The sequence below is a fragment of the Cumulibacter manganitolerans genome, assembly GCF_009602465.1.
Lineage (GTDB): Bacteria > Actinomycetota > Actinomycetes > Mycobacteriales > Antricoccaceae > Cumulibacter > Cumulibacter manganitolerans.
Genome location: NZ_WBKP01000067.1, coordinates 1 through 15,071, shown reverse-complemented (window position 1 = coordinate 15,071; position 15,071 = coordinate 1). Strand labels below are relative to the sequence as shown.

Annotated in this window: 8 protein-coding genes; 7 read left to right on the top strand and 1 reads right to left on the bottom strand. The window is 74.0% G+C overall.

Going from position 1 to position 15,071, the window contains the following annotated elements; genetic code table 11:
* From eccD to F8A92_RS16535, 4 genes are all read left to right on the top strand, one after another.
* A partial coding sequence (gene eccD / locus F8A92_RS16550) for a type VII secretion integral membrane protein EccD (protein WP_153506284.1) occupies positions 1–963 on the top strand: 963 nt, incomplete at its 5' end.
* A 3-nt stretch (positions 964–966) separates the two neighbouring features.
* Positions 967–2,388 (top strand): type VII secretion protein EccB, encoded by a 1,422-nt coding sequence (gene eccB, locus F8A92_RS16545; RefSeq protein ID WP_153506283.1) that lies wholly within the window; start codon positions 967–969, stop codon positions 2,386–2,388.
* 159 nt (positions 2,389–2,547) lie between these two features.
* The gene (locus F8A92_RS16540) at positions 2,548–2,883 is read left to right on the top strand and encodes a WXG100 family type VII secretion target (RefSeq protein ID WP_153506282.1); all 336 of its coding nucleotides are present in this window, start codon (positions 2,548–2,550) and stop codon (positions 2,881–2,883) included.
* Positions 2,884–2,920: 37 nt separating this feature from the next.
* The gene (locus F8A92_RS16535) at positions 2,921–3,220 is read left to right on the top strand and encodes a WXG100 family type VII secretion target (RefSeq protein WP_153506281.1); all 300 of its coding nucleotides are present in this window, start codon (positions 2,921–2,923) and stop codon (positions 3,218–3,220) included.
* Positions 3,221–3,240: 20 nt separating this feature from the next.
* On the opposite strand, the gene F8A92_RS16530 is transcribed toward F8A92_RS16535, so the two are convergent.
* On the bottom strand, positions 3,241–4,626 hold the full coding sequence (locus F8A92_RS16530) for a S8 family serine peptidase (RefSeq protein ID WP_194291552.1): 1,386 nt from the start codon (positions 4,624–4,626) through the stop codon (positions 3,241–3,243).
* A gap of 154 nt (positions 4,627–4,780) precedes the next feature.
* Between F8A92_RS16530 and F8A92_RS16525 the strand changes: the two genes are divergently transcribed.
* The 3 genes from F8A92_RS16525 to F8A92_RS16515 all read left to right on the top strand — a co-directional run.
* Positions 4,781–5,158 carry a YbaB/EbfC family nucleoid-associated protein gene (locus tag F8A92_RS16525; RefSeq protein WP_153506279.1) on the top strand — a complete coding sequence of 126 codons (378 nt, stop codon included), beginning with the start codon at positions 4,781–4,783 and terminating at the stop codon, positions 5,156–5,158.
* Positions 5,159–5,260: 102 nt separating this feature from the next.
* Positions 5,261–6,430, top strand: a complete 1,170-nt coding sequence (locus tag F8A92_RS16520) for a hypothetical protein (RefSeq protein ID WP_153506278.1) — start codon at positions 5,261–5,263, stop codon at positions 6,428–6,430.
* Positions 6,431–6,440: 10 nt separating this feature from the next.
* The coding region (locus tag F8A92_RS16515) for a WXG100-like domain-containing protein (protein ID WP_153506277.1) at positions 6,441–15,071 on the top strand (8,631 nt) is incomplete at its 3' end.

The following is a 15,071-nucleotide window of genomic DNA, read 5'->3' as shown; positions in this document are numbered from 1 at the left end:
TGGCAGCCGCCGGGCCTCGTGGCGCTCGCGGCCGCCGTCGCGTTCCTGATCGCCGCGTTCGGGTTCTCCCGCAGCCGGCCCGGCGACACCGAGGCCGCGGTGGTCAGCGGCGCCGCGGGCGCGCTGTTCGCCGGCGCCGGCGGCCTGCTGGTGCTCGGCGGCGACCAGTCCTGGTCGCAGTTCCAGGCGTGGCAGTACCTCCTCGGGGCGGGCTGCCTGCTTGTCGCGTCGATCATCGCCATCGCGCTCGTCGGGCAGCAGATCCAGTACTTCGTCGCGACCGCCTGGGCCGGTCTCGTGGCCCTGGCGACCTGCCCCATCGCGCTCGCCGGCCACGTCGACGGGACGGACGCCGGCGCCATCGCGGTCACGATCGTCACGGCGCTCACCGCCGCCTTCCCCATCCTGGCCATCCGCCTCGGCAAGCTTCCGGTGCCGTCGCTGCCGACCACGACCGACGAGCTGCTGGCCGATCAGCCGCAGATTCCCCTCGAGCGGGTGCACGGCACCGTCCGCCGGTCCGACGAGATCCTCACCGGCCTGCTCATGGGATCGAGCGCGGTGACGCTGGTAGGCAGCGTGCTGCTGGTCCGCTCCGGCCGGCCGTCGGCGCTGCTGTTCGTGGCCGTGGTGTCGGTGACGGTTCTGCTGCGGGCCCGGCTGTTCCCGACCGCGCGCCACCGCATCCCGCTGCTGATCGCAGGGGTCGGACCACTGCTGCTGCTGGCTTCCGGCATCGCGGCCTCGCTCACGCCGAACCAGCGGGCGATGATCCTGCTGCCGCTGCTCGTCCTGCTCGCGCTGCTGGTGATGGCGGTCGGCCGGTACTTCAGCGACCACCAGCCCACGCCGTACGTCGCGCGGATCGCCGACGTGCTCGATGTCCTGGGCACGCTCGCGATCGTCCCGCTGATGTGTCTGGTGGTCGGTCTGTTCGGCTACGTGCGAGGGTTGTGGGGCTAGCCCGTGGCGACCAAGCGCGACCTGTTCCACTCGTACCAGTTCAGCGTCCGGCGGGTCGTCTCCGGTCTGGTGCTGCGCGAGACCGACCCGGCCCAGACGCCGCTGCGCCGGATGGGCGGCGCCATGTTCGGCAGCGTGATGGTCGCCGTGCTGGCTCTGGCCGTCACCGGAGTCGTCGGAGTCATCAAGGGCGGCGGCAACACCAGCTGGAAGGACGGCGGCTCGGTGATCGTCGAGAAGGAGACCGGCGCGACGTATGCCTGGCTGCAGGACGCGGGCACCAAGGAGTTCGCGCTGCACCCGGTGCTGAACTACTCGTCGGCCGCGCTGCTGGTCGGCAGCCCGGATCCCGTGTCGGTGTCGCACGCGTCGCTCATCGACGTCCCGCGGGGACCGCGGCTCGGCATCCCCGGCGCGCCGGACTCCATCCCGCCGTCCGAGGACTTCGCGGCCGGTCCGTGGACACTGTGCAGCGAGCCGGCGAAGACCGACGCCGGCATGGTCGCGCCGAGCACCGCGCTGCTGGTGGGCACGCAGCGTTCGGCGGGCACGTCCGTAGGGGCCGGCAGCATCGTCGTGAAGGACGCGCAGACGGCTGCGGTGTACCTGTTGTGGAACGGCCACCGCTTCCGCCTGCCGCAGGCCGACGTGGCCCTCACCGCGCTGGGTCTGCGCGACGCGCCGCAGATCGAGGTCGGGACGGCGATGCTCACCAGCCTTCCCGAGGGCCCGGCCATCGCCCCGCTGTCGACGCCCGCCGCCGGCACGCCGTCGTCGGTCGTGGCGGGGCGGGCCGTGGGACAGGTGCTGGTCGACAAGACCACCAAGCAGTTCTACCTGGTCCGCGCGAAGGACCTGCGCTCGATCAGCCCGGTCGAGGCGAGCGTGACGCTGTCCGCACCGGCGACCGCCGCGGCGTACGGCGGGTCAACCCCGACCGCCGTCGAGGTGGACAACGCCGTCGTCACCTCCGTGCCGCGCGTCGACCTGCCCCCGGCGACGTTCAACGACGCCCCGCGGGAGATCCCCGAGCCGGCGCCGGTGGCCGGCACGGCGAACACCGTCTGCGCCACGTTCGCGAGCGGCTCGGCGAAGCTCGACCTCGCGGTCGACGCGCCCGTCGAGGGTGCGCAGCTCGCCCCGGCCACCGCCGCACGCACCGAGAACGGCACGGTGCTGGCCGACCGCGTCCTCGTGCCGGGGGGCCACGCGGCGCTGGTGCGCTCGATCCAGTCCGCGAGCGCCACCGACGGACCGCTGTTCCTGGTGACCGATCAGGGCATCCGGTTCGCCGTCGCGGACGAGGAGGCCGCCGCGGCGCTGGGGCTGGACGCGATCACCCCGCTGGAGATGCCCGCGACCCTGGTCGCGAGGATCCCCGCGGGTCCCGCGCTCGACGTCGTATCGGCCCGCTCACCCGGCTGAATCGGCGTCCGCGCCGCCGGTGTCGAGCGGGTGAACACTGCTCGTCGACCGTTCCCGGGTACTCGGAACCTGGCTACCGTTGAGCGCGTCCTAGCGGGGCGTCCGTGACCGGCAGGCGGTCGCGCGCGGTGCCCCAGACGACTACCGAGGAGCCAGAGGATGACCACCGGAACCAGCATCGGCCACTCAGACCCGGCCGAGTATGCCAAGCAGGCCGCCGACGCCGGCGAACGCATCAAGAACATGCTCGCCGCTCTGCTGAACGGGCTCGAGCCGCTGCAGAGCACCTGGAAGGGCGCCGGCGGCAGCAGCTTCGTCGCCGCCAAGGCCCAGGTCGAGACCGCGACCAACAAGCTGTACTACGCGCTCACCACACTCGGCGACGACATGGCCCAGGCCGGCGTCCAGTACAACGCCGCCGACGAGCAGGGCAGCCAGGTCATCCAGAAGACCGAGGCCGAGTTCAGCAGCCTCGCCAGCATCGACAAGGCCTGACGGCCGTCCACGACGTACGACCTAGAGGAGAAGACTCATGTCAGGCGATATCTACGCTGTCGACTGGAACATCCAGGGTGACGGTGTCGGCTCGATCGGGAACGCCGAGTCGGCCATGCAGAACGAGATCGACCAGGTCAACCGGGACGGTCTCGCGCTGATGGGCAAGTGGGAGTCGGCGTCCGCCAAGGACGCGTTCACCCGCCGCAAGCAGATCTGGGACCAGGCAGCGCAGGAGATCCATGCCGCGCTCGGCACCTTCAAGAAGAACCTCGGCGAGGCCGCCGAGATCGCGCAGCAGGGCGAGACGCTCGCGAAGGGCGTCCTGGACCGCTAGCCCGACCACGCATCGCCCGGCTACCTCGGCTCGGGCGGTGCCGCGAACAGCTGCTCGCCGGGTACGTACTGCAGCTCCTGGTCGCGTTCGGTCTCGACGGTCGGCGGGGTGGTCAGCGCGCGTCCGCCGTTGCGGCGGACGCGCCGCACCACCGAGTAGCCCAGCAGCACGGCGAGCAGGCCGCCCAGCAGGCCCCACGTCCAGCCGATCGCCCGCGAGCGGCCCTCGGCCAGGATCCGCTGCTGCGCCAGCTCCCGCTCGGTCTTCACCGGCGGTACGTACGGCGTCGCCCCGGCGGCCGCGGCACCGCTGGTGAGCTCGGTCAGCGCGCGGCTCGGATCGACCAGACCGGCACCGTAGCCCAGCTCGGCGAAGCGTCCCGAGGCCGGCGACGCGGTGCTGCGCAGCCGGGCCTCCACCTTCGCCGCGCGGCCTGCGCCCCCGGGTGCCCACGGCGTCCCGGGCTGTCCGACCAGCAGGGCGGCCGCGGCCGCGGCGAACGCCGAGGCGACCGCCGTCCCGCTGTAGAGATCGTGACCGCCGCCGGGTCCGCCGGCGACGACGTCCTGCCCCGGGGCGACGAGGTCGACGTACGGCCCGACCTCGGAGGCGGGCAGCCGGCCACCGGACGGCCCCACCGCGCCGACGCCGATGACGCCGGCGTACGCCGCGGGGTACGGCGTGCGGTCAGCCGGAGTGGGCTGCGCCGACGCCGGCCCGTCCGCGGGGTGGTCGTCGCCTACGGGCGCGACGAGCACGGCGCCGCCCGCGATCGCCTTCTGCACCGCCGCGGCCAGCACCGGGTCGTCCTGGAAGACGACGGTCGCGACGACGACCACCTGAGCACCCTGGGCGACGGCCCAGTCGATACCGGAGGCGACGGTGGCCGGCGTGACCGCCGGCGCGCTCGCCCGCACGACCTGATCGGTCTCCGCCACCCGGACCGGCAGGATCCGGGCGTCGGGGGCCAGGCCCACGAAGCCGCTCGCTGCGCTCTGCTGTGCCGCGACCACGGTCGCGACGGCGGTGCCCTGCCCGGCGCAGTCGTCCATGCCCGAGGCGTCGTTGCGCACGAAGTCGTAGCCGCCGAGCACGTGGCCGGCCAGCTGGCTCTGCGCGGCGCCGACCCCGGTCGAGACCACCGCGACGGTGACGCCCTTGCCGGTGCTGTAGGGCCAGATGCGCTCGGCCGGGTCGTACGTCGACACGTTCCACGGCACCTTCGGGTAGACCTGCGACGGCGCCGGCGGGGTCTGGCAGGCGGCGGGGGCGCTGCCGCCCTCGGGCGCGGCGTACGCCGGCGCGGTGCCGCCCAGCAGCATCAGCAGCACCAGGCAGAGCGCCCGCCGCACGCGGGGACCGACGGATCCGGGGCGTCCTGCGTGGGCTCCACCGAGGTCGGTCACGGCGACCATGGTATCGACCCGATACCCTGCGCGACCTGCGGACGGACCCTAGACTGACCGCGAACCGCACGCTCGACTTCACGCACCGGGGGGACATCAGGTGGGCACCAACTCGGCAGATCCTGGGCCGCCGGACCCGAGCCAGCTGCAGGCGATGCGGTCGCTGGCCGAGACCTTGCGCGGGCAGTTCGAGCGCCTGGTCGAGGAGGGCCCGCGGATGGCGCGGGAGGCGCGCGAGGTCTCCATAACCGAGTCCTCGCGCGACGGGCTGGTGAAGGTGACGGTCGACGCGCGTGGCAGTCTCCTGGCGCTCGATCTCGACCCACGCATCTACCGCCGCCCAGACGCCCGATCGCTGGCCGAGTCGATCCTCGAGACGATCCGGCGGGCGACGGACGCCGCCCAGGAGCGCGTGCTGGACATCTTCGAGCCGGCGGTGAGCCGCGATGACATGCGCCTGCACCTGCAGGGCACTCCGGACCAGGTCGTCGAGGACGTCGAAGATCGACTGAACCGTCGAGAGGGGTTGTGACGTCATAGCGGTGGCGCACTGTTTCGCTCCGCGCGCCGTCACCAGCCGCACGCCGCCCGGCAATCCGAGCCGCAGGTCCGCAGACGAGTCGAGGGGAACCGGATGACCGAGCCATCGCACGTGCGCGTAGACCCGTCGGTGGCCGCGCGCGGCATCAGCGAGCTGCACAGCGCGAAGGGCCCGCTCGAGACCGCATGGAGCGCGATCATGAGCCGCATCACCTCGGCGCACGCCGCGAATCCGTGGGGCGAGGACGGCGAAGGCCAGGAGTTCCGCGCGAGCTACCTCGAGCGCGGGCACGCCGGGACGTTCCGGGAGGACACCGAGAAGATCCTGGATCCGGTGCTGCGGCTGCCGGAGAACGTCGAGACCGCCCTCAACACGACGTACGCCGCGGACGCCGTCGCGGCGCGGAAGATGGACGCCGTCACGGTCGAGCCGAGCGGCCTGACGGGGGGTGGCGGCGCAAGCGCCCGGGGCAGCGGAGGCGCCGGGGGCGGCGGAAGTGCCGGAGGCGGCATCGCGTCGCCGGCCGCCGGATCGACGTTCTCGAGTGCCCAGCCGTCCGTCCCGGGTCAAGCCGGCCAGGCGGCCGAGGCCGTGTTCGTGCAGGCTGCGCCGGGCGACAGCGGCCGCGGCGCCTCCGGCTCCGATGCCGGCGTCCGGGCCGTCAGGTCGCCTGCGTCGGCTACCGCGGCCCCGACGGCGGCGACGCCGAGCCCCCCATCTGCGGCGACGGCCGAAACGCCGGGCTCGAGCGCGACCGGACCAGCAGCAGCCGCGGGGCGCACCCCCGGCGCCGGTTCCGACGGGCAGGCCGGACCGCTCGCCAGCGCCGCTCCGTTCGCTCCGTCCGCTCCGTCCGCTCCGTCCGCTCCTTCGCCCGGTGCGGGCGGACCGTCCGGTGGCACTCCGCACGCCCGAGGGGGGACCCCACCGCAGGCGACGACCGGCACTCCTGCGGGCGCGTCGCTGCCAGGTCCCTCGTCACCGGGGTCCAGCTCACCGGCACCCCCGACGAGCGCGCCGCAGGGTGCCGGTGCGCCCGCCTCCCGGCCCCGTGGTCCTGCGGCCGCCGTCACGGCGCCGTCGGTCGGCGGCGGCACCAGCAGCACGGCCGCACGCCGCGCCGGGCGCCACACGGACGACGACCGCCGTACGAGCGCAGGCACCGAGGACACCACGGCGTCCACCGAGCCGGCACACCACGACGTCGAGAGCGCCGACGAACCCGCTCCCGACGCCGTCGCGCGCGGCACGAGTGCGGGCTGACTGACACCTCATGCCGGAGCATCCCAACGACGAGCAGATGGCCTGGGCCGTCCTCGACCTGCCCGACTGGGCCAACGAGATCGTCTCGTGGGTCGCCGGCGGGCAGAGCTGGCCCCAGGGCAGCGAGACGATGCTCGAGGAGCTCGGCAGCCACTGGGAGGAGCTCGCGGCCGCGCTGGAGACCGCGACGACCGACTACGCCCAGGCAGCGACGACACTGAGCGGCGGCTGGGAGGGGCCGTCCTTCCAGCAGTTCTACAACTTCGCCGAGGCCGCCTTCTTCAAGATGGACGGCGGCCTGCCGGTCATGGCGACGATGGCCGGGCAGTACGCGCAGCAGGCCCGCGGGTTCGCCACCGAGGTCAACTACGCGAAGATCTCGATCAACATCGCGTTCTACATCGCGGTCATCGCCGCGTTCATCTCGCTTCTCGCGGCGTTCTTCACCGGTGGCGGCTCGCTCGTGATCGGTGCCGGCATCCGCGAAGCGCTCGTTGCCGCCATCCGCCTGGCGATGCAGAAGCTGCTCACGGCCGCCGGTCGCACGTTCGTGCAGGACGTCGTCAAGAAGATGGTCGTTCGGGAGGTCGCCGTCACGGCGCGCCGCTCGGCCGTCCGCGAGGTGGTCACCCGGGTCGGCCATGAAGTCGTCGAGGAGGTCGCCGAGGAGGTCTTCATCGACGCCGCCACCCAGACGATCCAGATGCAGCAGGGCCACCGGACGTCGTACGACTACAACCGCACGATCGCCGCCGGTATCGGCGGCGGCATCGGGGGGCTCGTCGGCTCCGCCCTCAGCCACCCGCTGAGCCGGGTGGCCAGGCCGGGGAACGCCGTGGGGCGGCACCTGACCAACCTCGCCCTGTCGGCCGGCACCAACGTCATCGCCTCGCCGACCGGCAGCTTCATGGCCAACGGTCTGGTCTACGGGAACTGGAATCTCGCCGCGGCCTTCACGCCCCAGGCGCTGCTCGGCGCCGCCACCACCGCGGCGGGGCGATACAACACCGCGAGCCCCTTCTCCCCCGACACCATCGCCGACCTCCGGAGGGCGACCACGCACTTCGCGGCCGACGCGACCGGGCTCACCGCTCCCTCCGTCACGCCCTCGATGCCGTCCCCGATCAGCACAGCACCATCGACGCAACCGGGATCGCAAGGAGCAGGCCAAAGCACCGGTACGAACGGATCGCAGCCAGGTAGCCGAGACGGCGCGCAGCCCAGCGTGCAGGCCGGCAGCCAGAATGCCTCGCAGGCCGGATCCCAAGCAGATGTGCAAAGCAGCAACCCAGGGTCGCAGACGTCCGGTCAGCCGGGAACGCAGAGCGCGTCGCATGACGGCGCGCAGAGTGCCCCGCAACCCGGTGGCCAGACCGAGGCGTCGTCGAGCAGCCAGACGCAGGGCTCGCCCACCGGCCAGTCCGATCCGACGTCGACGGTGCGAGACGGATCCGAGACCCAAAGCCAATCCGGCGGTCAGCAGAATCCTCAGGGCGGTCCGCAGGGAACCCACGCCGAGGCCCAGGCCACCACCCCTTCGACCGCGCCGACCGCCAGCCCGTCGCCAGACCAGGCGGGCAGCCCGTCGACGAGCACGGCTCCGTCGGCAGAGACAGCGGCGTCCCCGGATGTCCCCGCCTCCAGCCAGAGCGCAGACGAAGTCGCTGATAGTGCATCCGCCGCTGAGGATGGCTCGGTTGCGCAGGAGGGATCCAGCAGCCTCCCCGGCGAAGCTGCCGCGCCGACATCGTCTGCCGCGCCGGCCTCGTCCACCGAGACAGCTGCCGGCAGCCTCGGCACAGCGCGAGCCGTGGACGGTTCGGCTGCACAGCAGCAATCCAGCGGTCCCGGGCACGCACCGGGCGCCCCCGGCCCGTCCGACGCGCAGCGGAGTCTGCGCTCACGGATCGCGGCCTTCGTCAGCCCCGCGGTCGCCTTCAACGTGCCGGTCGTGCCGGCGGAGGCCCGCCTCGCGGCGGCGAGCGTCGCGGCCGGATCGTTCGACACGCGCGGCGTGACGTTGGGCGCGACGCAGATCAGCGCCGCCTTCAGGCATACCTTCGCCGACGGCTCGTCGGTGACCCGCGGGGGGTCGGAGGCGGTGGATGCCGCTCGCGGCGCCTACGCGCGGGTCATGTCCGGTGACGCAACCCAGGCCGACGTCGATCTGCTCGCCCATCAGGTCGTGGAGGCGACCGCGCTGCAGCACCTCACCGCGCAGCCGTCACCGCCGGCGAGCACCCCGGCACAGGAGGCCGACCGCACCGAGCGGCACCGTCGGGACGCGACCGCGATCGCCGAGCAGGTCGCGCCGGGCATCTCGCGTGCCGACGTGGTCGGCGAGGGCGCGCGCACCCCGGCGCCCCTGGCGACGAGCCCGCAGGCGACCACCGATCCGAGCACCGAGTCCGCGCCGGCCCGCAGCAGCATTCCCGCCGGCGCGGCCAACCAGGACATCCCGTCGGAGGCCGAGCGAGCCACGGCCGAGCTCGCCGAGCGCGGTCGGCTGATGATCGCCGCGCTGTCCGACGACCACATCCGGATCGCCACCACCCTGCGCGGGCAGGTCGTGCCCACGGCGAGCGGCACGGCGCCGGTCACCACCACGATGATCCAGAACATCAAGCACCACCTGTTCTCCGATCGAGCGGTCGAGCACACGCTCGACGGCGAGCCCGTACCGCTGCCGTTCGCCGGAGATGCCGACATCGCGGAGGCTTGGCTGCGGATGGCGACCGGCGACATCAGCCGGCTCGGCGCCGACCTGCAGCTCATCGCGCACGAGAACGCCGAGCTGGAAGGCATGCAGCGCGGCCTGAGCCAGGCCGAGGCACACGAGGCGGCGACCGCGACAGCGGACTGGGCGTCCATGGTGCCCGATACCGGCCACCCGCTGCTCACCGCGATGGACGCCGCCGGCGGCGTCATCGACGAGGGGAGCTACTCCACCGACCCGGTGCGGTCGCTCGAGCACTCGCTGGCGACGTCCGCGTTCGCCCGGGTGGACGACGCCCATCCGGGGCTCGAGCAGATCCTCACCGACCGGTCGGTGCGGCCCGATCGCCGGATGGCCCGGGACATCGCCGCCGCCCGCGAGCTGCACCGTACCCACGCGGCGGCCGCCGCGGACAGCCGCGCGCAAGCGGCGCGCCTCACGGCGCAGGCCGAACAGCAGGCGGACTCGCGGCGCATCTCCGATCTGCAGTCGTCGGCCCGGGACGCCCACGCCGCGGCGCACGCCAGCCAGGCCCTGGCCAACGACTATGAGGCGGCCGCCTCGCAGCTGCAGACCGACCTGGACGCCGCCATCGAGCACCGCGGCGCCCAGCTGGAACGGGCGATCGTCCTCATCGGTGCGGCCGGCGTGCTGGAGATGCTGGGCAACCCCCACCTGCCGGCCGGTAGCACCACCCCGAGCTCCGGGCGGGGCCGCGACACCCACCCGTCGGTGCTGAGCAGCTTCCGTCAGCACGCGCTGACCCGCATCGGTGCCGATCTCGGCGTCGACCTGAGCGGGGCGAGCAACCGCCAGCAGCGCGTCACGCTCATCACCGCACACCTGTCAGCACTCGCCGACCCCGCCCCGGAGAACGCCACTCCCGACCGGCTCGCCGCGCACGCCCAGGCGCAGTCCCGGCTCGTGGAACAGGTGGCCGCCGCGCTCACGACGCACGCTGAGCTCGACCCGACGCACGACGACCACCGGAGCATCGCCAACCGGATCTTCGAGCACGCGCGCATGCTGTTCCTCGAGGCGCACGCCGAGCTCGACACCCGACCCGACGCCGGCCGGGCGCACGGACGACTCGAGTTCCGCTGGACCGAGATGGGCGGCACGCCGGGCTCGACCGCCCTCGAGCTGGAGCACACCGGGCTCCCGGTCGGGATCACCCACCCACTCGGCACCGGTACGGCCGCGGCGAACCTCGACGGGATGCGCGGTCGCAACGGCCTCGAGCTCAAGGACGGCTACGCCAACCTGCTCGAGGACGGCGAGTTCCCGCCACGCGAGGCGCGCGACCTCGCCAACCAGTTCGCCCGCGAGGTCGCCGCGCTCGACGGCCGCCTACGGCACGAGGCCCAGCAGATCGCCGACACACACGCACGGTCCCGCTTGGGTGAGGCCGGGCACACGGTCGCGACGGCACCCCCCGAGCTGCGCCGGCAGATCCTCGCCGAGCGCAACGCCGTCCGGGCCGGCTTTCTCGCCGAGCACCGCCCACACCTCGAGGTCGTCTCCAGCCACCCGGACGCGCGAGCCGCGTTCCAGACACTGGTCGACCGCGACTCCCGGCTGACCGGGCACGTCACGGTGCACTCGTCGGAGGAACACCGCGCGCTCATGCGCGAGGAGGTCGAGCAAGGCCTTCGGGCGCGGTACCCCGGGATCGTCGAGGATGCCGCGGCGATCATCGAGGAACGCATCCGCCGCGGCGGCCTACCGCCGTTCATGGCTCCGGCCGCGCCGCCTGCGCCGGCCTCGACGGCACCGTCGTCGCCCCAGCTCTACGAGCACGGGCTGACCACGGATCCGGACCACCCGGGCGCGCTCGACCACGACACGCTCGCCGGGCTGATCGACGGAACCCTTACCGGTGCCGGACCCCGCGGTCCCCGGCCGGTCACCGAGCAGCTCTCCCGGGCGCTCGGCCTGCGGATCACTCATGACACGGCCCCCGACGGCACGGCGACGCTCCTCGCGGAAGGCTCGACGCGCTCGTTGTCGATCCGGATCACCACGCAGCCGACCACCCCGGCCGGCACCGCGCCGTCGATGGACGACGACGTCGCGGTCACCCGCATCGTCGACGTGCCGGGCATGCGGGGTCGCGGCGCCGAGGAGGTCATCGAAGCCGTCGTCGACATCACGCTGTCGGCCAACCTGTCACCGTCCGACGTCGCGGTCGTGCTCGCGCAGGAGATCGCCCGCACGAGCGCCGAGCTCGAGCCGGACGCGATCAACAACACCGAGGACCTGCTGACCGACGTCCTCGGCAAGCAGGTTCCCGCGCTCATCTCCCAGCGGGCGACGGACACCGATGCGTCGTTCAGCCCACGCGACGTGGGCCGGTTGGCGGGCCTGCAGGTGCGCTTCGACGCGCTCGCCGACCTCTCGGAGACCGCCCGCGGGCCGGCCCGCCGCCTCGTCGATGCCGAGCTGACCGCCCTCGGCCTCGACCTCAGCATCGCCGCCGGCGAGGACGGCATGCCCGACCCCGACGTCCGGCAACAGTTCTTCGCCCGCCTCCAAGGAATCCCCGACCTCGACGGGACGTCGCGCCTGAAGGACGCGATCCGCTCGTTCAACACCAACGAGAAGGGCATCGTCCCGGACGCGCCCCCTCCCGTCCGGGCCTTCCTTGTGAAGGCGCTCGCCGCGCAGTCGGTGCCGGCCGCGGCCGTGGTCGGCACGGCCGCCGTCGTCGGGTCCTCCGCCGCGATGCTGCCGGTGCTCGTGGCGACGGCCGTCGGCGGAGCGATCGCGACCGCCGCGTCGGTGATCGCCGACGTCCGCAAGTTCCGCAGCGCGGCCGCCAACACGCGGGCGGCGAACGACGGCAACCCGCGCACCACCGACCAGGACCGGCAGGCTCGGCGCCTGGAGCTGGAGGGCCACGAGGCGCGGACGGCGACCGCCGAGGTCGGCGGACGACCGGACGAGCGATTCGGTCCCGACGCTGACCGGCTGCGGCGCGCGCTGAGCCAGGCGCACGCACGCCTCGCGGCCCGGCACGATGCGGAGGTGGCCCGGCAGGACCCGGTCCGGGGCCGTGACCTGGACGCGCTGGACAAGATCGCCGACGCGTCGGCGGTGCGGTTCAAGGCGATGTCCAGCGGGCTGGCGCGCGCCCTGGCCTTCGGTGCGGCTCCCATCGCCGACGTCGTCGCCGACCACACGGCGATCGACCTGCTCCCCCTGACGGGTACGCAGTCGGCGGCGCTGACGGTGGCCGCGGTCGGCAACCTCGTCGCGGCGGCCATCGGCGGCGGCCTGCTCGGCCGGCTCGGGCTCACCGGTGACCCCGGACTCGACGTCCGCAAGGCCGAGACCGAGAACCGGATCCAGTCCCAGAAGGCCGGCGTCCAGCAGGCCGCGACGGACGCCGCCGCGCAGGACGCCTATCACGCGCAGTCGGCCCAGATCGCCCGGCTCGACAAGCGGGCCGACGAGCAGTCGGCGGACGCCGACCGCGTCGGGCAGATCGCCGCAGAGCTGCGGAAGCCGGACCGGGACCACACCGCGCTGCGCACCGAGCTCGCGCAGATCGCGGCGCGCGCGGCGGCGCCGATCGCCGCCGAGGAGTCCGCCCGCCGCGCCCTGGACACCGCCCGCCTGGAGCAGGCGCTCGATCGGCTCATCGACGCCACCGAGCGGGTCGTCGCCGCGCCGCTCACCCGGCGGCTCAACCCGTTCCGCAGCCTGCGCCGCGAGATCCGGCTCGCGATGGCGGACGTCGACGACGCCACGGCGCTGCTCGAGAAGGAGTACGGCGTCCGCATCGCCACCTCGCTCGACGAGATCGCGAACAGCCCCGACCGGGCCGAGGCCGTGCGCGTGCTGCAGTCGCTCGAGGCGAGCCTGCAGAAGAGGCTCTCCGTGCTGCAGACCCACCCCGAGAACGGCGCGCGGGTGACGGCGACCCTCGGCCGGTACTCCTCGGGCCGCTACTCCGCCGGCGGCGCCTCGACCCTCGCCACCCGCATCGCGAGCGGCATGCTCGCCACCGGCGGGCTCACCGGCACCAGCGTCGGCACCGCGCTGTTCGCCGCGGCCTCCGCCACCCTCGCCGGCTCATCGGGCGAGCGCAGCATCGAGATCGCCAACGAGCTGCGGAAGTTCTACGACCGGTTCGGGCGGCCCGACAAGCAGAGGTCGCTCGTCGCGGTGAACGACGGCACCCGGCCGGGGCTGGTCCGCGACGAGATCGTCGACCTGGTGCACGCCCGCGACCTGGAGATCCTCGCCCGGGTCGCGGACGCCGATCCGGGCGGCCCTCTCGGCAGCACGCCGGACGCCGGTGCCGGGGTCGATCCCGGCGACGATCCACGCGTCGCTGCCCCCTCCGCGTCCGTGGCACCGGCGGCTCCGTCCGGCGAGGCGGACGTCGCGTCGTCGGCCGCCGAGGATCCGGCGCTGCGCCGCGTCTCGAGCCGGCTGTCGTACGTGGCGCGGTTCATGACCGCACCGGTCGTCACCGCGATCGGCGACCTCGTCGGTGGGCGGCCCGTGTTCAGCACCCTCGCCGCCGCCGCCGCGAGCCTCGGGGTGGGCCCCGCCGAGTGGAGCGGCAAGCTCGCGGAGGAACGGGCACCGAAGATCCTCGAGGAGATCCAGTCCACCCTGCAGAGCGACGAGCGCGCCGCGCAGGACGTGCGGCACCAGGTGCACCGCGACACCCCGCAGGTCGACCGCACGCCCCGTCAGCAGATGGAGACGCTCTCCCGATCGCTACGCGAGCTCGCGCGAGAGGACGACCGGGTCCGGGCCCGCGCGACTCGGCGGGCCGCCGACCTGCGCATGATGCTCGACGTCGCGACCCCCGCGCTCGCCACCGAGCACGACCCGGCGGTGCACCGGGCCGTCGCCGACATCCGGGAGGCGGTGCAGGATGCCCTGGCCGCCGGCCAGGGCACCCCGAGTGCCGGGGAGGTGCTGCGGACCGTCCAGCACCGCCGCGCGACCGACCGCCCGGAGGACATCGTCGCCTTCCAGCGCAGCCACCTCGCGGCCGCGCGCGCCCGCATCGAGCACACCTCCCCGGTCACGCGGGTGCTCGACGTGCGCGTGGACGCCCTCACCGACCTCGCGCACCGCGCGATCGCCTCGAGCGTCAACCGCGGCGGCGCGGTCACGACGTCCGCCACCGCCGACCTGGACCTCCTGCGGGCCGATCTCGACGCCACCACCACCCGGCTGCGCGAGCTGGCCGCGACCCACGGCGAGCGGCGCGCCGCGATCGACGAGGCACTCGGCGCGGTCGGCCGGGTCCGGCAGCACGCCGCCGCCGCCACCGAGCACCTCGCGCGGGCGGAGACGCTGGTGCAGCGCGCCGCGCGGCACCTCGCCGGCGCGCACGGGGACCGGACCGTCGATGCCATCAAGGTGCTCCACTCGCGCACCTTCCGCTCCGGCCTCGGCCCGGAGATCGAGGCGGCGCAGCAGGCCCTCGACCAGGGCCGCGCCGCGCTGCGCGAGGCCGACCTCGTCCTTCCGCGAGCCGAGGCCGAGGACCTGCTGACGGCGATGCGCGACGCCGCCGAGTCCACCCGGTCACTGGCGGGCGCCCCGCTCGCGCACGCCGCGCGGGTGACCGGCTCGGCCGGCGGCGACATCGACACGGGCGGCACCGACGACACGGTCCGCCGGATCACGCGCTCGCTGGCCGAGATCGACCGCGTGCTGGCGGACGCCGAGCGCGCCGCCGAGCACCTCGCGGGCGATTCGGGGCTGTCCCCGCGCACCATCCTGGAGGTCATCCGCTCGGCACAGACTGAGCTCGCCGGTCATCAGGACTCCGTGCTCGACGACCTCGCCGTCCTGGAGCGGCACACCGCGGTGGCGCTCGCGCAGGACACCGCCCAGCGGTCGGCCGCCGTCCACGACGCCGCCCGGCTCGCCGCCGAGCGCGCCGCGCAGGCC

Coding starts and splice junctions, on each gene's coding strand:
- F8A92_RS16535 (WP_153506281.1), top strand. CDS start 2,921: ATGTCAGGCGATATCTACGCTGTCGACTGGAACATCCAGGGTGACGGT.
- F8A92_RS16540 (WP_153506282.1), top strand. CDS start 2,548: ATGACCACCGGAACCAGCATCGGCCACTCAGACCCGGCCGAGTATGCC.
- F8A92_RS16525 (WP_153506279.1), top strand. CDS start 4,781: ATGCGGTCGCTGGCCGAGACCTTGCGCGGGCAGTTCGAGCGCCTGGTC.
- F8A92_RS16520 (WP_153506278.1), top strand. CDS start 5,261: ATGACCGAGCCATCGCACGTGCGCGTAGACCCGTCGGTGGCCGCGCGC.